Raw genomic sequence first — 19590 nt, forward strand, 5'->3', positions numbered from 1 at the left:
TAATTCGGTATGTTTCATTTTATAGGATTGTAAACTGTGAAGTTGTTCAAGTATTTTCATTGAATACAGATAGATAACCAATTTTTTTCATCATTAGTAATTAAGTTTTCAAATTACCTATAATAGAACAAATAGTTTTATTGTTTTATTCAATATCTATGATGAATTCTTTAAAAACCTTTATTTTTAGGTAACAATGACGCTTTAACATTACGGCTCTGAAGAAAACTATGAATAAGGGGTATAAATAAATGGGCTGCTCCACTTGTCCTTCTCACAAAGAACCAATGCCCAAACTGTGGCATAATCCTAAAGTCATTACGGCAGCAATAGCCGGTATATTATTAACTATTGGTTTTGTAGGCTCATATTTGACACTACCAAGGATAATTGCTAACGGGTTTTACATAGGCGCGGTGTTAATTGGTGGATATTATTTCGCACGGGAAGCTATAGAAGAATTTTTCAAAGAACATGAAATCGGTATTGAGTTTTTGATGTCTACCGCTGCTATTGTTGCTGGTGTGATGGGACAATGGGCAGAATCGGCAACACTGGTTTTTTTATATTCTATTTCTGAAGCAGCAGAGGGTTATGCTGGTGAAAGGGCGCGACATGCTATCAGAGTATTGATGGAACTTGCCCCAAAATCCGCATTAGTCCGACGTAATAATAGCGAGTTCCTAATACCTTTAGAAGACATTCAAATTGGAGATGAGTTTATTGTTCGTCCTGGTGAAAGCATCGCTACAGATGGAGAGGTCATATCTGGACATTCTAGTGTAAACCAAGCGCCTATCACGGGTGAATCAATTCCTGTTGAGAAATTTGTGGGAAATAAAGTATTTTCTGCAACTATTAACGGCGAGGGGACTCTTACTATTCGCGCTACCAAAAAATTTGCTGAGAACACGTTATCTCGTATTATTTTTCTTGTTGAAAAAGCACAGGATAAAAAAGGTCGCAGTCAACGATTTATAGAGCGTTTTGGCAATCTCTACAGTCCATTCGTTCTTTTAGCAGGGGTACTAATAGCTACCCTACCTCCTCTATTTGGGCTGCATTGGCAAGAATGGGTGCTACGTGCAACGGTGTTTATTGTTGCAGCTGCACCATGTGCTTTAGTAATTTCTATCCCAATTACCCTTGTAGCTGCTCTTGGTACAGCCAGTCGAAACGGAATATTACTTAAGGGTGGGATATATTTAGAAAAATTGGTTCAAATAAAGGTTATTGCGCTTGATAAAACAGGAACCTTAACACAAGGACAACCCAAGGTCACCGATATCATTTCGTTAAATAATTATACTCAGAACCAAATATTAAATGTAGCTGCCACCCTTGAATCGCGTTCCCAGCATCCACTGGCACATGCCATTTTACAACAAGCAAAGGCAGAAAGTGTTGCATATAAACCTGTTGAACATTTTAAGTCATTGACTGGTTCAGGGGTTCAGGGTTTTATAAATGGAGAACAATTTTATATTGGCAATCCAAAATTATTTATTGATATGGGTCTATTGGTAGAAACTGTAATTCAAGAAATAAATAAATTACAGACCGTTGGAAAGACTGTCGTATTAGTAGGAACAGATAAGGAAATTCTCGGTTTAATTGCAATTACTGATCCTCTAAGATCTACAGCAAGGCAGATGGTATCGTCCCTAAAATTGATGGGTATTGAGCGTGTTGTTATGCTCACTGGAGATAACTCGATAACTGCCGCGTCAATTGGAGTTCAAGCAGGTGTAGATGAAGTATTCTCTGATTTATCACCAGAAGATAAGACACGAAAAATTGAGGAACTGGAAAGACGTTACGGTAAGGTAATGATGGTTGGCGATGGAGTAAATGATGCTCCAGCACTTGCAGCAGCACATGTAGGAGTTGCAATGGGCGCCGCTGGAACCGATGTTGCATTAGAAACTGCGGATGTAGCATTAATGGGTGATAATTTATTAAAATTACCTTATCTCATCGAGTTTAGTCATCGAACCTGGAATATAATTTTACAAAATTTAGGACTATCTATAATTGTTATTAGCTCTCTTATTGTCGGGGCGGTAACTGGCTATTTTACGTTGCCAATAGCAGTTTTAGCCCATGAAATAAGTGAGCTTATTGTTATTGCAAGTGGTCTTCGCATGTTAAAATCTTAACTGTAGATGAGCGCATTACAATGCGCTTAATACTCTCTCCAGTTTTTGTCTTACTTCTCCAGCGACCAGATTGATCTCAGGATTGCCGACCAATTCTAATACTGATTTTGGATCCATAAATTCAATATGCACTTTGCCTATATCATCCTGGCGTACAACCACATTACATGGTAGAAGCAAACCTATAGATGGCTCCTTTTCTAAAGCATGATGGGCAAATTGCGGATTGCATGCACCAAGAATTTGATAGGGAGGCATATCTTTATTTAATTTTTTTTTCAAAGTTGCTGACACATCTATATTTGTAAGAACTCCAAATCCCTCTTTTTGCAGTTCTTCAGTAACTTTTTTAATTGCATCATCAAATGAATACAATACTTCTTTTCCAAATCCATATTTTATATTGATCATTCTTTATCCATAAAAATTAACTCAAACCATACCAGATGTTATCATTAATAAATAATTCTTAATATTAAGAATACCATAGGATTGGGGATCTGTAGTGAATTATTCTTGTTGTAAACGATAAATTGTTGCTTTATGGACATTAAACGTTTTTGCAATCTCACTTACCGATTTATCTTCTTGCAAAAGCCGCTTGGCCAATGACTTTTGTTCTTTATTCATTTTTTCAGGTCGTCCAAAACGAACTCCACGTTGCTTTGCAGCTGCGCGACCCGCACCAGTACGTTCACGAATTAAGTCACGCTCAAATTCTGCAATACCTGCGAATACGGTCATGATCATTTTACCGGCATGAGAAGTGGTATCTGCCCAAGGCTCGGAAAGCGAACAAAAGGAAGCCTCTGTTGTTCTTATGCAGTCTATTAATTCTAATAAATGCTGGGTTGAACGCGCCAATCTATCCAATTTCCAAACAACGACTACATCTTCAGGTCGAAGCTGATCAAGTAATCGTTGTAATTCTGGACGATCTCTTTTTGCACCAGAAATTTTTTCCTGATAGATACGTTTACAACCAGCTTCTTTTAGTGCAACTAATTGCAACTCTAAATTTTGATCCGTGGTTGAAACGCGAGCATACCCAATTTTCATAACTAATCCCTAATATTTTATTTGCAAATCATATCGCAAAACAATAGACTTTTGCATCTGATTTTTGCAACGAATTTAAACCTTTAAATAAAGGCATTCAAATTCCGTTGCAAAACTTCTAAGTTTAGCAACAACACCTATTGATTTTGGATAAACATGCCTGTTAGTTTTCTCTCCCCAGTACAATGTGACAATTACGCTAAATATCCTACTGACCTACCACCAGATATCGTAGATAGCCTTTTTTTCCTCGATGATCAGGATATGGAGTGGATTGCAAACAAGCGTGGTGACTTCAGCAGGTTAGGTTATGCATTACAGCTGACAACAGTTCGATTTATTGGAGCTTTTATTTCCGACTTGAATCAGATTCCTCGTGTGGTAATTGAGCGAGTTGCTATTCAAATCAAGGTTAATGATCCTGAAAGTTGCATATCAATGTACATGAAAAGTGAGCAGCGTTGGCGTCATGCTGTTGAAATTCGAGCGCGTTATGGCTATATAGAATTTGCTGAAAAAGGTAGTCGTTATCGTCTTGGTCGCATATTATGTGCACTATGCTGGACTGGTACTGACAGACCTGGAGTGCTTTTTGATCATGCAGTGGGTTGGCTATCGACCAACAAAATATTGTTACCAGGTATTACAGTTCTTGAGCGTTTTGTTGCAGAAATTCGCTCCAGGATGGAGTCTCGCTTATGGCGAATGTTGATTAAAAATTTAAGCGCATCACAACAGGAAAAACTGAATGACCTCTTGGTGGTAGAGGATGACGAACATCTGTCATTGCTTGATAAACTGCGTAAAGGTCCGGTTAGCATCAGTAGCACAGCTCTTGTGCAAGCATTAAAACGGGTTGAGTCTGCCCGCAACATTAGTGTTGAATTACCACTGTACCGCATCCCCGCCTGTAAAATAGCAACACTTGCACGCTTTGCTAATACGGCAAAAATTACAGCCATCAACCGCTTGCCGTTTGAGCGTAAAATGGCGACGCTCGTTGCTTTTGCGAATCATTTTGAGTCAGACTCCCAAGATGATTCTCTGGACGTGCTCAGTATGGTATTGCGTGATTTATTCTCAAAGGCCAAGCAAGAAAATAAAAATACACGACTGCGAACTCTTAAAGATCTCGATCAAGCTACAGCCACATTGGTCGATGCATGTAAATTACTACTGAATACAGAATTATGTGATCATGAAATTCGGGACACAATTTATACAACAGTAGGTCATGAAGCGCTTGTATCTGCAGTTGAAAATGCCACTGCCTTAATCAGGCCGCCAAGTAATGTGTTTTATCATGAGCTTGAACAAAAGGAAAAAACAGTTCAGAAATTTTTACCTTCGCTCCTTCGAGTAATAAATTTTGATAGTAATCAAGCGGGAAAACCTCTTCTTGCCAGTCTTGAATGGTTAAAGGGAAAACAAACGGATGAACCGCCAATGGAGATTATTGGAACATCATGGAAACGTAATATTGTTATTAAAAATGAATGTAGCGTTATCAATTGGCCACAAGACGAACCACGACCCACTTATCGCGTCATAAAGAAACTTGTAAAAACCCAAGATGGTATCATTTTGCATAACGATAAACTTTTATATGCTGACCTTATCAATAAAAAAATTAAGGAAATCGTTGTACCAGAGAAAAAACAATCTCAAGTTGAGAAATTGAAAAAATCCATTTTAAACATGAAGGAAGTTCAAAAAAACGCAAATAATAAAGAGCTTGCATTAATAACATCAATAACTGGCCGGGATAGCAATAGAACTACAATTGACCGAACAGCATATATATTTTGTGTTCTTGATAAATTGCAATCGGCACTGAAACATAGGGATGTGTTCATAAGTCCGAGTTGGCGGTATGCTGATCCAAGAGCCAATCTTTATTCTGGCTCAGAGTGGGAGGCAATACGTCCTATGATTTGCCGCTCATTAAATTTAACAATTGACCCAATGTTAGCCATAACAAGCCTTACAGATGAACTACATCAAGTGTATCGGTTAGTTGCTGCAAATATTGATAATAACCCTGCTGTTCGATTTGAAACAGTTAAGGGTAATGAGGAGCTGATTCTAACTCAGCTTGATGCACTTGATGAGCCTCCATCATTAAAAGCATTGAGAGCTGCTGTAAAAGCCAAATTACCACGTGTCGATTTACCCGAGATGGTACTTGAGATAGCCACACGTACTGGATTTGCGGATGGATTTACCCACATCAATGAAGGAAGTGCGCGTGCTGAGGATCTATTAATCAGTTTATGTGCTGAATTGCTAGCAGACGCTTGCAATACTGGACGAGAACCGTTTGTTCGTGAGGACATACCTGCTTTAAAAAGAGATAGATTGGTATGGGTTGATCAAAATTATATTCGAAATGAAACGATAATGGCGGTCAATGCCATTTTAGTTTCTGCTCAAAATCAAATTCCATTAGCTAAGAAATGGGGCGGAGGCGATATTGCATCGGCTGATGGCATGCGCTTCGTTGTACCGGTTAGAACAGTGCACGCTGCTCCAAATCCAAAATATTTTAAATCAGGTCGTGGTGTCACTTGGTACAATCTAATCTCTAATCAACGAACTGGCTTAAATGCTGTAACAGTACCTGGCACTTTACGTGATAGCCTAATATTGTTAGGCGTTGTTCTTGAGCAACAGACGGAATTACAGCCAACGCGGATCATGACAGATGCAGGCGCATACAGTGATATTGTATTTGGACTGTTTCGTTTGTTGGGACTTCGTTTCAGTCCGCGATTGGCTGATATGGGTGGTGCTAGATTCTGGCGGATTGATCCGTTGGCTGATTATGGAAAGCTCAATGTACTTGCAAAAAGTCGTATAAATATAAATCTTGTTCCTCCTGAGTGGGATGATATTTTACGTTTATTGGCTTCATTAAAACTCGGGAGAGTTCCCGCAGAAGGCATTATGCGCACTCTTCAAGTTGCTGATAAACCAACTCGTTTAGCCAAAGCAATTGCCGAAATTGGGCGAATTGACAAAACTATCCACATGCTCAATTATCTTCATGATGAGTCATTCCGTCGTCAGACTTTGGTACAACTAAATTTGGGCGAAGGCAGACACAGTTTAGGTCGTTCTGTTTTTCATGGTAAGCGAGGAGAACTTCATCAGCGGTATCGTGCAGGGCAAGAAGATCAGTTAGGTGCCCTTGGACTGGTTTTAAATATCATTACACTTTGGAACACTATTTACATGGATGCTGCCATTAATCAATTACGACAAGAAGGCTTCCCCGTATACGATGAAGATGTAGCCAGACTGTCCGCATATGGATATGGTCATATTAATATGCTCGGACGATATTCCTTTGCCATGCCAGATGAGGTAAAACGTGGTGAGTTAAGGCCATTAAGAACAACAGAAAAGCCTTAAGTCGGTTGGCTGTTCCATTGCTCCCCAAGCCCGCTAACGGATGTTTAATATCTAAAAATATATATCCTGATTCAATTTTTTCCTTCATGCTGTCTACCTTAATCTGATTCTTTAACATACTTGTATAAAGTAGGCTTCGAAATGCCAATCAAATTACAAATTTGCTTTATACTATGTTTTTTTTCTTTATAAAGTTGAAGAGCTAATTTTGATTTGTCTTTATTTAATTTTTTAGGCCGTCCGCCATTTCGTCCTCTTGCTCTTGCTGCCTCTAAGCCTGCATGAGTTCGTTCGCGAATTAAATTTCTTTCAAATTCGGCGAGTGCCCCGAAGATATGGAAAATTAACTTCCCGGAACTAGATGATGTATCAATTGATTCATGAAGACTTCTTAATCCAACTTTTCTTGAATCAAGAAGGGCGACCATGTCAATTAAATCTTTAAGTGAACGACTTAGTCGGTCTAAACGCCAAACAACGAAAATATCTCCCTCCCGGGCGAACTCTAAAGCAGCCTCTAAACCTGGTCGTTGAATTTTGCTTCCAGTAATTTGATCATTGAAAATTTTCTCACATCCTGCATTTATTAAGGCATCATTTTGTAAGTTTAAATTTTGATCATCTGTAGAAACTCGGGCATATCCAATTAGCATAATATAATCTTTTGGTTAAATATCTCGATAAAATTAATAATAAATTAACATAGAATATTTTACCATATTAATTTACCTGGTTTGATTCAAGAATTAGAAAAACTTATGCGTGATTCTTAAAGGAAATAAAACCCCCGTTTAACTAACTAAAAAGATTAAATAATCAAAAATTGACATATATCATTTATTGATATATCATATCTATATGAACTGGACAATAAAAATAACAAACAAAGCCGCTAAGCAAGTAGATAAGCTACCGAAATCTGCTAAAGCTACTTTATTACTTTTGCTTCGTGATATAGAGCGAAATGGGCCAAGTACAAGTGGAAGCTGGAAAAACTATGGAAAATTAAAGGGCATGATAGGGGATAAACGTCATTGTCATTTAATGAAAGGAAAACCAACGTATGTTTGTTGTTGGGAAGTTATCGATAAACAAGTAAAAATTATTGAGGTGTATTATGTCGGAACACATGAAAAAGCCCCATACTGAAAATATTGCTATGGTTACTTGGCATGGAGCACATTATGCGTTGCCAGTAAGGGTTATTGAAAAATATAGAGTTAAAGAAGAAAGTAAATCTCATTTATCTATTGATGATGTTTTTGGTGAGCTTATCAATGAGCATGGCGAGCCTGGTCTTTTATTAAGAGGCTTACGTCATAGAGAGGGTTTAAGCCAAATTGAATTTTCAAAAACTCTAAATATAACTCAAACAAATTTGTCTGCAATGGAGAATGGTAGGCGTCCAATTGGCAAAGAGCTTGCAAAACGAATTGCTGAAAAGTTTCAAGTTGATTATCGTATCTTTTTATAAAAAAACTATTTTAGGAAGAGCATATATAACTACCATAATAAGTCTTATTAATTCTAAAATTAGAGTAAGTCCATTTTATCGATCAGGGTCTCGAATAAGCAACAAAGGATAATAGATTCGTTCTTTGCCTGGTAGTGGTAAGTCTTTATTAATTTGTTAATTAAAAAATATGTACACCATAATAAAGAATGAGAATTATATGAGCAACTTTGATGATTACCGTTTTTTTAAAGTTTGCTATCAAACAAAAAATATGCAAACCACTTCGGATAACAAACCATGGATGCTAGATTAAGAAGATCATTATTAAATATACAAAAAAGTTGCTTTAGCTAGGAATGCGTATAAATATTTTAAAATAATCGCGCTTGATGGGGTAAATAATTATCAAAAATTTATTCACTAATTAAAAGCTTAAAAATGTGTAAAAATATTACCAGACGAAATAAATGCTGCGGCACTCCGACAGAATAGAGCTGCATAATTTTCAGTTCGTTAATCCCCATTAAGTTCCACTGAAAGGTGATTTCATGAAAAAATGTGGCCTCGTCAAATATACTATTTTTAATAGAAACTTTCTGCGTAATAGAGTACAAACATATAATCCGCTGGAGAAAAATTTATTTAGAACTTCTTTTGATGATATAAATGAAATATATAGCTAATGACATAACTTAAATTATCTTTTGGGTAGTACAACCTACATTGGCTAAACAGCTTAAGTAAGGAGTCAGCAACAACTGGGTACTTTCACACAATTAATCTAAAGGTACTTTGTGATAAGTTTTTTTATAAATTTATTTTTTAAAGTTACTGTTTAACAGTCATCATGGAAGCTCTCTTTGAATTAACATATAGCAGCAATTTTAAGTAATAACGTGGGTAAATGGTAGGAAGCAAGTTGAGTATCTAGGAAGGGCATATGAATAAAAACAATGAAAAAAGAAATATTTTAATAATAAGTGTAACTAACTTATTGTTCAGCGGTACACTTTGTGCTGAAACTCCAATATGGACGTTTTCGGCACCACACCCAAAAAGTGTGACAGTTTCCGATAGAGGGTTTGCGACTGTCATCTATACCGTAACAAATCAATCAAGAAGAGCAAAAAGTTTGGTATTAAAGCCAACTCAAGGTCTTAGTGCCTCCGTCTGCAACTTAGCAGGGAGGGGAAGTATATGCGAATTAAAGTTGACCATTAATGGCAGTTTGGTACCCCCACAAGGCATTCATTCAGGGCCTATACTATGTGAACAGAACAACCCGAATCAATGTTACCAGCCAAGTCCTAATAATATATTACAAGTAAGTAAAAATACGATCAATACCACAAGTTTGCAGGTTAGTGTGAACGAGCAGGTTTTGAGTGTTACGGGTTTGTCAGAGTATGGTATTCTCACTGGAAAATCAGTTAATTCAGGCAGGGAAAGAAGCATCACAATTACAAACACAGGGGCGATTGAGGCCATGAATGTGATGTATACAACTTCTCCAGGCTTACCAATTGGCACCACAATTAGCCCTTCGAGTTGCGGAACAATAGCGCCTTCCAATACATGTGTGCTAACAATTAAACCTGGAAGAATGCCTAGTGCAACTATTGGTGATGCTAATCCCAAACCGGTTAGATTATCTATTTTAGGGACAAATACCAATACGGTACATTCAGCGATTCATGTTTTAGCTTATGGATCTATGTACCAAGGTGGATACGTTTTTGCTTTTGACGATACTAAGGGATGTATCTCTCCTAGGGATTGCAAGGGCAGTGTGAGGGGTAAAATTGTTACTACTAAAGATCAAGCAAGTGGCCCTTTCCCAGGTGGTGTTCCTTGGAGTTCAAATGGCACTAGCGCTACCCGAAATGATGTGAGTAATGATTTTATTCCTGGCATTGCCCTGAACTCCACATCATCGGTAGGAATTCCTTCTTTTAGCGCATTAGCAAGCATGTTTGATTATAATAATGGAGGTACTACTTACACCAATTTACTTGCCTTGATGGCTTCAGATTTTGAGGCGTGCGCAGGTAAATCAGATGGGGCTTGTAATACTAGAAATATAGTGAAGTTTTATAATACCTATGTAACGAATTATTCTCAATTGAGCTCGCCTCCTTTTACAGCTATGTTAGCGTCAACGAACCCATATTTTTATGCAGCTGGTTTATGCACCCAATCAATTGCAGGGCATAATGATTGGTATTTACCGGCAATTTGTGAAATGGGGTATGATGATGGTTCATCTGCGATTTCTGGTTGTGGAATACCTCCAGCCCAACCACTATTACAAAATATTCAATCTAATTTGGTTGAGGCTGGTATTTCTGAAGCTCCCTCAGGCTTATACTGGAGTTCCTCTGAGGATAGCTACGATCCCTCTGGCGAGGCTTGGATCCAGGGATTCAACTCTAATGGCAGCTATCAAAATAACGATATTAAGCGTTCTCAGCGGAGTGTTCGATGTGTTAGAGTATTTTAAGGGATTATTTTACTAAATCTATCTTACTAGAACCCAAACATATTTGAAAGTCTTGGGTTCTTTAAGCACACTATAATTCCGGCTCAGACACAATATCAATTAAATTTCATTAAGACTGATACTCTCACCTATTTTAGAATATAGTGGCTTGTGTATTAACTTGACCAATCTTTCTCTTTTATAAGAATCAAAAAGTCAGAAAATTAAAATTAAAAGCACTCCAAATTTTAAGAGAGCAAAGGGTAAATCATGCTAAATGTGCTCTGTCTAATTAATATTCTGAATATAAATTAATTTAATTGGGTAATTTCACTCATTTAAGTGATAGATTCTCTTGTGATAAATTACTTTCCTAAGACCGCCTTTTGTGTCGAGGATATGGCTAGCAACTCTCCAGTGTGATGAATGATGTGTTGGAAATAGAGCACTCAATGCTCAGAATATTTAATTCTGTACTATATCAATCTGAGTTGAAATTTGATCGATCTTCGGTAACCTTTGAATTGAAGGCCATGTTTTGAAAAATAATGTATCTGCACATTGTATAAGAAGGATTATTTTAATTCATAGGCATCGAGATAAAGTCAATGAAAAATATACATTCCAATTATCCAGGACCTTTTAGAAAACATAAATTATAATAGGATGATTTTAATTATGAAAATAAAAATAATAATAGGATGTTCAATACTAGGCTTTTTATCTACAATTCAATCTTCTTTTGCTCAAAATAAAGCGCTACCTTCACCAGTAACTTGTGAAAAATGCATGGGACAAATAAATCAAGGCGCAAAATGGAATTACGTTATCTCTGAAACGCCAAAATTTTCTGTTTTAGCTGATATTTATGATATTGATGGATTTAGCAGTACTTCCAAAACAGTGAATACCATTCATACTCAAGGTAATAAAGCTGTATGTTATATCAGTGCAGGGTCATGGGAGAATTGGCGTCCGGACGCGAACCAATTTCCCTCGTCTGTTAAGGGAAGATCAAATGGTTGGCCTGGAGAGAAGTGGCTTGATATTCGTCAAACAGACATCCTCCTTCCTATTATGCAAGCACGTATCGATATGTGTAAGGAAAAGGGTTTTGATGCTGTTGAATTTGACAATGTTGATGGGTATACCAATAAAACAGGGTTTCCCTTAAAAAATTCTGACCAAGCATTCTATAACGCTTATTTGGCTAATATGGCACATCAAGCAGGCCTAGCGGTTGGTTTGAAAAATGATTTGGAACAAGTAGAGATATTATTACCCTATTTTGATTTTGCCATCAATGAACAATGCTTTGAATATAAGGAATGCAATCAATTAATGCCTTTTATTAATTCGAATAAAGCTGTACTTGAAGTGGAATACGATTTAAAACCAAGTAAATTTTGCGCTAAAGCCAATTCCATGCACTTTAGTTCAATTAAAAAAAATGAAGATTTGAACGAAAAAGTAACATTTTGTAATTAGATTATGGTTTAAATGCAAACGCCATCTTTAGAGTCAAGGATTCAAAGCCTATCGAGATGGCGTAATCATTCATTTGCCATGCATAATCACGCTGTCTCCATTCGAATTTAAACTATTTCACTATCCTTCGTTTTTTATTCAGAAGTTATGTTTGGATTTATACAAAGGCATAGCCTGGTTTTAGATAGCCAATTAAGAATAGAATACCTCTGTGGATTTTAGTAAAATATTTAGCGAGTTTATAGAAAAATTATATGTTTAAATTGGGAGCAGTTCTACATTTAAGGAGCTTTATGAATAATTTCTCATTAATATTTGCATTATCCGCAATCATGGCAACTGGTAGTACTTCAGCGGGTACTATGGGGGCTGTAGAGCCTACGGGTTCGTGGGTGGGAACTCTGAGTTTAGGCCCCGTTTGGGAGAGTGGAGGGAAAACGCAAACTTTCTACTTGGCATCTGAGATTGAAAAGACTTATGCAGCAAATTCTGATACCCATACATTATTTGAGGGAGAAGTTTTTCTTGGTTTTCAAAAAGTACTCTCTCAAAACCTGCAAGGACAGCTAGGCTTAGCAATTGCTGCAACTAGTAATGCGAGACTTTCAGGGGCGATTTGGGATGATGCTGATCCAGAATTTGCCAATTATGTCTACGAGTACCAAATACAACATACGCATATCGCAGCCAAAGCAAAGCTTTTGGCCGACATGGGGTATTGGGTGACGCCTTGGATAAGCGGAAGTTTAGGTGTTGGTTTTAACTACGCCTACTCCTATAGTAACACGCCGATAATTTTTGAAGCCATACCCAATGAAAATTTTAAATCTCATACTGAGACTACATTCACTTATACAGTAGGCGCAGGTATACAAAAAGCATTGAATAATCATTGGCAAATAGGTGTTGGGTATGAATTTGCGGATTGGGGGAAGAGCAATCTTGATCGAGCTGCGGGGCAAACGCTAAATAGCGGAATTAGCTTAAACCATCTATACACGAACGGAGTGATGTTTAACCTCACTTATCTGGCATAAGGATATGCAATATGAATATTAATACAAAATGGTCGCGCTTAATAAATAAAATAGGTTTAGGATTTAGTATACTGGGGTTTGCTGTTGGAGTACAAGCTGCAATTCCTTTATGGACATTCGCGCCTGTACCCGGATTTCCACCTAAATTAACGATAGGTATCACCGATACAGCCCAAATTAAATACACAGTAACTAACCAGTCAAGCAAGTCACATACTTTACAAATGAAACCAATACAAGGGATAACTTCTTCGGGATGTATCGCTCCTTTAGGTTCTCATCAATCATGTATTTTGACTTTATCCGTAAATGGTGGTTTGCCAGGAACTATAAAGGGCGGGCCTGTGCTTTGTGCAATGGGAAATCCAAATCAGTGCTATCAGCCAAATTCAACTGATACTTTGAATATTCAGATACTTACCCAGGCACAATTAAGCGTACTAGCAACTTATAGAAGTATATTTTTCGCGCCACCTGAAGTAAGGACAAGTCCCTACTTTAGTGATTTACTAAAGTATGAGGTAACCTTTCCACCCCGATCTCATTGGGACGCCCAGAAAGGAATTGTGGCAGCAAATGGACAATTTATTATTATAGGTGGACAAATAATAACCAATCCGGCGGAAATTGCCTTACTGTTAAGCAGCACGACAAGAATCCCTCTTACGCCTCCCTATAATCCCTTCAATCCACCTGGACCAGGTGCTTCTAATGACATCGCTAATTTGCTGGCTTATCAAACTGTAGATAAACAAATCATCTTCATTGATCAGTTTCAGCGCTATGCAGTGGTTGGAGGTCAAACCATTCAAATTCCACCACCACCTCCCGCGCCAATATTATCGCTGGCTACCACTTTCATAGATTATATTAGCAATTTGCCTATAAGCAGTTATGGAAATAACTATCAGGTGCCCTCTAATTTCTCTTATGATGTCGTTCGTTCCTTGGCGTCCTTTGTTCAGGGGAATCCTAACGCACCCAAAACAATGTATGTCTTCGGCGAGCCTAACTGCTCTGTGTGTCATGAATTTTATGTCGCCATGCAGCCTTACGTGGTAAGTGGGCAAGTATCAATCCATTGGATTTTGGTCAGCTTTTTGCAACCCACGTCTCAAGGCAAAGTTTGGTCTATCCTAGATGGTAAAATTCCTGCCGGTTCAAATTACCCTGCTACACCAGCGGGAGCATTCGCATATAATGAAGATAATTTCAACATAACAAGCGAAAGCGGAGGTATTCCACCCTCAACTAATCCGTCAGCGTATGCAATTCGTTCCTTAAATAAGAATGAGCAAGCGTTTATTCGATATACTGGAATAGTTGGCACACCTACAATTATTTATATAAATAATCTAGGTCAAACTGAAGTGATGATTGGTACACCTATGGATTATCCTACTTTTGTTAATGATATAAGAGGATAATAAAAAAAAGCCCATTTTAAATGGGCTTTTTTAAAAAATTCTAATTTGTGTTTTAGTCCTTTAATTAAAGTATATATTAAGTCAAAAGCTCCGCTCAGCATTCATTATGCTCTAGCACAACTAGAGTAATAATTTCTTTTCCATTACAAATTTATATCTTAAAACTAAGAAACCTTATTTCAAGGGCTAACTTCAAAAACATGTTATAAGAGCTCTTAGGTATTATTACAATCTTGGTTCACTGGAACTCACTAACAGTTATCGGGTATACAACCAAAAGCTTTTATGATTTTCATTTTATATCTCTAATAGCTGAAAAAATAATACCTGAGAGATGTCTTACTTAATTATAATGGTATTGATATAATTTATTGATTTGTAATCGAAATTTTATGCCTCTTTTTCTTAATCAAAATCAAACAATCAATGATATAAAAAATTCTGAAGATTTTTCAAAAATATTGATCCGTTCTGTGAATAAAATTTTATGCCTACACAAAGAAGTAATCACTCATTTAAGCTCCTCCACGACATTCGATACACGTTTACACGAAGATAAGCGTATTTATGTAAAAAACAAAATAAAGCAATGTCTTCAAGAGATTAATGCTCTGTTGGCGCTTTTTAAATACAATGAAGATCTCCTTCCAGAGGACATCACCTTTGATAAATGGATTGAATTTTTAAAAAATTTGGAAAAGCAACACTCTAAATTGTTTAATAAAATGCACTATCAAAACATTGTAAAGGAAGAAGAATTAGTTCATTGGATTGAACAATTCAAATTTATTAATGAACACGAAGATTGTTTAAAAGACTCTCTACTGCGAGTAAGACAATGGATGAATAATAAAAGCCGCAAGCCTAAGACAGTTTTTATTAGTTATGCTTGGCCGCTTAGAAGACATTCATCCAGCGAAGAGTGGGTACAAGCCTTTTTATTACATTTTGTGACTCATCTTCGTGAAGCAGGAATAATTGTGTTCTTCGATATTCAAGATAGTAAATATGGCCATCGAATTCAGCATCACATAAATCGTTTGTTGATATCGGATTGCGTCATTTTAATTGGAACCCCATCATTAAAAGTGAAATATGAAACAAAAGAGTACTGTATTGTTCAAGATGAAATAACAGAGATGTTAGTCAGCAAAATTCCAGTAATTCCTTTATTGCTATTAGGGGATTTTAAAACTTCTTTTCCCAGACCATTCTTAAGAAATATTAACATTGAAGATTGGCGCTCTAAACCATATGTTAATCTGCTAAAAGATTTAGTAGCCAAATTATACGAATGTTCTTCCCCCCAATATGAGTCTTTTTGGAAAAAAATATTATCTTTTTCCCCCCAAAATGCCAATCCAACTGTTTCTTCTTTAAACCAAACTTTAGAATCAAAAAAAGAGCGGGACCTCAGACTTGGTTTATTCAAATCGCCTCCTGTACGGAAGGAAGACTGGGAAATACCTTATATCACGAAAAAATCTATTGGGTGAAAATACCCAAAATCCCTTTATTTATTGATTCATTAGAATTTTTAAAAGATTATAGAATTAATTTGAAGAGTGAATATTATGATTGAAATTTTGGAGATGATACAAATTTCTGAAGGGTTGAAAGAGTTTAGTCTTCCTTTAAAAAAAATTGGTATTCATACTTTTACGGTATTGTTAAATTATGATGATGAAACCCAAATCAATTTAAGCAATAAGCCAAATTGGATTAAAGATTATTATGAACTGCGATTACATGAAAGTAGTGTATTTGATAAAAAATATATTATACCTCAGAGCGGTTTTAGTCTTTGGCCTAATACCTTGAATACTCCGGTATATCAGCATGGATTGGTTTATGACAGTGGGCAAGGGATTACCTTCTATGAAAGAGGAGAAGATCATAATGCTTTTTATTTTTTTTCAGGTTCTAATAAGAATGCCTTCTTGATGAATTTAATAATAAATAATCTTCAATTTTTAGAATTATTTGTTCACCAATTTAAAACTAACGCGTCAGTACTTTTAAGCACAGCAAAAAAATTAAATTATAAAAAAGTCTATGAGAATCCCAGACCACATGTTCTTTCCTATTTAAAAAGGAAACAAGAGTCACAAGACCAAATTGCAGAATTTAAAAATAATTTATTTAAACTTGCTCCCACTTCAAGACAAAAACAAGTTTTATACTGGTATTCAAAAGGGAAGACAGCGAAAGAGACGGCAAGACTTTTAAATGTTTCACCACGCACTGTTGAGCGACATTTTGAAGAATTACGAAAAAAATATGGTAATTACAGTAAACAGGAATTAATTGCTTTCTTCTCTGCGTATGTAAAATTTTAACTCCTTAACAACTGCACGGATATAGGGAAATTTATGATAAAGTTTATTTTTTTCTTTTTGTGTCTTTCAACTTCTGTATTCGCAGATATAAACTTAGATGTTCAATCACTGAAAATACGTGTAGGTCCTCCTATAATAACGTTAGGCCCTGTACCTAACATGATAGACAATTTATTTAACTCTGTTCGCTTAACCAATAATTCTTATTTATGTTTCACTGCTAATTCTTTCAGTTATAAAATGACAGGAAGTGATCCATTATGTCTCAATAGTAGGTTAAAGCCCATTATTGGCCCAGTTGCTAATGGTTATGCTGATTGTGGACTTTGGATAAATGATGTTCTAATTGATCCAGAAAATAATAATCATTTATTCGGCTTTGCTCATGCCGAAACTGCTTGTACAAATTCTGGAACCCATAAATCAATGAATTTAGTCGAGTCTACAGATAACGGGAAAACATGGAGTCTAAATAGACAAATTATTACCGGAATGGACAGTCCTACTCTAGGTAAAATTACAGGAGAGGGCGATGCCAATATCATCCCAGGAAATGAAAACTACAACTACTTATACATCTTACGAAATAGAGATTATCGCACAATAGTCGCAAGAGCTTTGAAAAACCATCCTGAAGGACCCTGGTATAAATACTACAATGGTAATTGGAGCTCTCCCGGTTTAGGTGGTGATGCCACTGCACTTAAGGTTTTTGGATCTGCTTCAGTATGGAGCGAAAAAAATTATGTGATGCTTTTGTCCCTTCCGAATGTGAGTGAAGGTGTGCGTGCATCATTCTCCTCAGACTATATTAATTTTACTCAGTTACTAGATCCAATACTAGTTAGTGATAATTCAAGTTGGGATCGTATGCCAGAGTCTACAGAACTTTTTGCTTATGTCTCTGCCATATCAATGAAGGGTGGGCGACTATGGGGGGACGGCCGGTTTTTTCTAACTTATATGTACTTAGAGCCAGGTTCCAACTTTGGTTCACGTTATCTTGTCAAAAGAAAAGTAAGTATTACCACCACCAATGCACATAATGTAGATGGCTCTATTCCTCAAGTTGGTGTAGCGTTAAGTCGATGGGTTAATTCAGTTCCGAATCCCAATGAGCTTTGGACTACCACCGCAGCCACCCCAGGATCTTTTAAATACTTAGATCGCTTAGGTTATCTGATGACGCGTAAACTGACTGGCAATAATGCTCCGCAGACTGTTGCGATAGAAGAATGTCGTAGCAATTGGACAGGAGGTATCGATCATGTCATTACTCTTGATGGTACTTGCACCAAAGCAGGTTATACTCGCCTTCGCACATTAGGCTGGTTATATAAAGATAATTTGCCTAATACTACTGCTCTTTATCGGTGTTGGAGTCCTGAAAAATACAAGTCTCATTTTGCTTCTACTGATATTAATTGTGAAGGAGAAACTACTGAGTTTATCTTAGGATACATTATGATGAGTTAAGTTGATCAGTTTTTCTCAAGGGATGGATGATTAACATCAGGGTCAGGACTTAGTTGGAATGACAAATTTTATATATTTATTAAAAAATATTCATCCTTAATTTGTTTTAAACAAAACACTAACATAATTAATATGTATATTTTTGAATAACAATATAATTCGAAGCAAAAGATGTAAACAAATATAATTCTTTTAATTATTTTATAACTAATTTAAATTAATCATTACAAATAAAAATAACTGTAACTTTAGGATGTTTATTTGGATTATATCTTTATTTGTTTTATGGGAGCTCCCTTTTTCTTACTGTTTTTTAATTTCGTTTAGAAGACAGTGATCGACTTTCTTGATGAAATGCTAATAATACATAAGTCTTCATAACAGAGGAAAATAGCTCATAGCTTCTTTGGAATCTAATTTTAGTTTATGCATAAAGCTGAGTTAATGCATCTTCATAGTTAGAGAATACTTGAGGTGTTAGATTTCCCAAGTTTTGTTTTAATGCGATAGACATTTATGGGTAATTAATTAAATGTCTATTAATTTATCAATTAATAGACATTGTGCGAGATAGAAAGTTTTTTAATATGTTATAATTCAGGTTAGAAATTTAATTAAGCAAGATAGGAAAGGAAGAAGCTTTTCAACCAGATCTACCTGACTAAGCAACATCATATTCCTTAAACTCACGGCAAGGGTTAAATAAAACCTCATTTATTAACTTAAGTCAGTGCTTAATTCATTGATTATTTTATAAAGGAACTATTATCCATTCAGGATATAATATTCAGTTTATGGCCAATATCGGAATGTAAATGAGTAAAAATAAAATTCAAGAACAATCAATGAATTTTAATAGCCTAATTACAATAATAATGCTACTCATAACCAACTATCTTCTAAAGCTAAGAAAGCTGTAAATGCTTACCTTACTGAGAAATTGGTTAATTGGTTACTATATCTCTAAATATAAATTAAAAGGAGAAGATCGCGCTTAATATGGAGATAAATTATTGAATGCAATCGCGACAAGACTCTTAGAACTTCTAATAAGTAATTGCAATAAAAAACAATTTTATGACTACATTAAATTTTATCGAAATTATGCTCAAATTGCGCCTACAGTGTCGGCACAATTAAGTATTTCATCCATTGAGCTTTATAATATTACATATAACATGTTTAAAATGCTAATGGAAATTAATGGATGAACAAAAGAGAAGCTTTTATGAATTGGAATGTATTAAAGGGAATTG

The 19590-nt window shown here is 36.1% G+C and carries 14 protein-coding genes; 11 read left to right on the forward strand and 3 right to left on the reverse strand.

All coding sequences use genetic code 11. From position 1 onward, the window contains the following. Nucleotides 1-251: 251 nt before the first annotated feature. Nucleotides 252-2159, forward strand: coding sequence for a cation-translocating P-type ATPase (locus HBNCFIEN_RS17300; RefSeq protein ID WP_012187540.1), 1908 nt, complete (start codon nt 252-254; stop codon nt 2157-2159). 15 nt (nt 2160-2174) lie between these two features. Here HBNCFIEN_RS17300 and HBNCFIEN_RS17305 read toward each other — a convergent pair whose 3' ends face one another. Continuing rightward, nucleotides 2175-2570, reverse strand: a complete 396-nt coding sequence (locus HBNCFIEN_RS17305) for a DUF302 domain-containing protein (RefSeq protein ID WP_012187539.1) — start codon at nt 2568-2570, stop codon at nt 2175-2177. Between the two features lie 99 nt (nt 2571-2669). Continuing rightward, nucleotides 2670-3218, reverse strand: a complete 549-nt coding sequence (locus tag HBNCFIEN_RS17310) for a recombinase family protein (protein ID WP_012187538.1) — start codon at nt 3216-3218, stop codon at nt 2670-2672. 156 nt (nt 3219-3374) lie between these two features. Between HBNCFIEN_RS17310 and HBNCFIEN_RS17315 the strand changes: the two genes are divergently transcribed. Then, the gene (locus tag HBNCFIEN_RS17315) at nt 3375-6632 is read left to right on the forward strand and encodes a Tn3 family transposase (RefSeq protein ID WP_012187537.1); all 3258 of its coding nucleotides are present in this window, start codon (nt 3375-3377) and stop codon (nt 6630-6632) included. Between the two features lie 98 nt (nt 6633-6730). Here the strand turns inward: HBNCFIEN_RS17315 and HBNCFIEN_RS17320 are convergent, their stop codons facing one another. Further along, nucleotides 6731-7285, reverse strand: coding sequence for a recombinase family protein (locus HBNCFIEN_RS17320; protein ID WP_182393789.1), 555 nt, complete (start codon nt 7283-7285; stop codon nt 6731-6733). A 205-nt stretch (nt 7286-7490) separates the two neighbouring features. Here HBNCFIEN_RS17320 and HBNCFIEN_RS17325 point away from each other — a divergent pair, with 205 nt between their 5' ends. The 9 genes from HBNCFIEN_RS17325 to HBNCFIEN_RS17365 all read left to right on the forward strand — a co-directional run bounded on the left by HBNCFIEN_RS17325 (nt 7491) and on the right by HBNCFIEN_RS17365 (nt 18334). Then, a complete protein-coding gene (locus HBNCFIEN_RS17325; protein ID WP_182393790.1) occupies nt 7491-7781 on the forward strand; it encodes a type II toxin-antitoxin system RelE/ParE family toxin in 291 nt (96 codons plus the stop codon). Next, nucleotides 7750-8106: a helix-turn-helix domain-containing protein gene (locus HBNCFIEN_RS17330; RefSeq protein ID WP_182393791.1), complete on the forward strand. Its 357-nt coding sequence runs from the start codon at nt 7750-7752 to the stop codon at nt 8104-8106. Before HBNCFIEN_RS17325 ends, HBNCFIEN_RS17330 begins: the two co-directional genes overlap by 32 nt. Nucleotides 8107-9028: 922 nt before the next feature. Next, nucleotides 9029-10588, forward strand: coding sequence for a DUF1566 domain-containing protein (locus tag HBNCFIEN_RS17335; protein WP_182393792.1), 1560 nt, complete (start codon nt 9029-9031; stop codon nt 10586-10588). A gap of 657 nt (nt 10589-11245) precedes the next feature. Beyond that, on the forward strand, nt 11246-12055 hold the full coding sequence (locus tag HBNCFIEN_RS17340; RefSeq protein WP_182393793.1) for an endo alpha-1,4 polygalactosaminidase: 810 nt from the start codon (nt 11246-11248) through the stop codon (nt 12053-12055). Nucleotides 12056-12348: 293 nt separating this feature from the next. After that, nucleotides 12349-13092 (forward strand): outer membrane protein, encoded by a 744-nt coding sequence (locus HBNCFIEN_RS17345; protein ID WP_182393794.1) that lies wholly within the window; start codon nt 12349-12351, stop codon nt 13090-13092. An 11-nt stretch (nt 13093-13103) separates the two neighbouring features. After that, nucleotides 13104-14519, forward strand: coding sequence for a thioredoxin fold domain-containing protein (locus tag HBNCFIEN_RS17350; RefSeq protein WP_182393795.1), 1416 nt, complete (start codon nt 13104-13106; stop codon nt 14517-14519). 392 nt (nt 14520-14911) lie between these two features. Continuing rightward, the gene (locus HBNCFIEN_RS17355; RefSeq protein ID WP_182393796.1) at nt 14912-16015 is read left to right on the forward strand and encodes a toll/interleukin-1 receptor domain-containing protein; all 1104 of its coding nucleotides are present in this window, start codon (nt 14912-14914) and stop codon (nt 16013-16015) included. A 78-nt stretch (nt 16016-16093) separates the two neighbouring features. Next, the gene (locus tag HBNCFIEN_RS17360; protein WP_182393797.1) at nt 16094-16858 is read left to right on the forward strand and encodes a helix-turn-helix domain-containing protein; all 765 of its coding nucleotides are present in this window, start codon (nt 16094-16096) and stop codon (nt 16856-16858) included. A gap of 33 nt (nt 16859-16891) precedes the next feature. After that, nucleotides 16892-18334, forward strand: coding sequence for a hypothetical protein (locus tag HBNCFIEN_RS17365; protein WP_182393798.1), 1443 nt, complete (start codon nt 16892-16894; stop codon nt 18332-18334). Nucleotides 18335-19590: the final 1256 nt, after the last annotated feature.

This window comes from Legionella sp. PC997 (assembly GCF_014109825.1).
GTDB lineage: Bacteria > Pseudomonadota > Gammaproteobacteria > Legionellales > Legionellaceae > Legionella.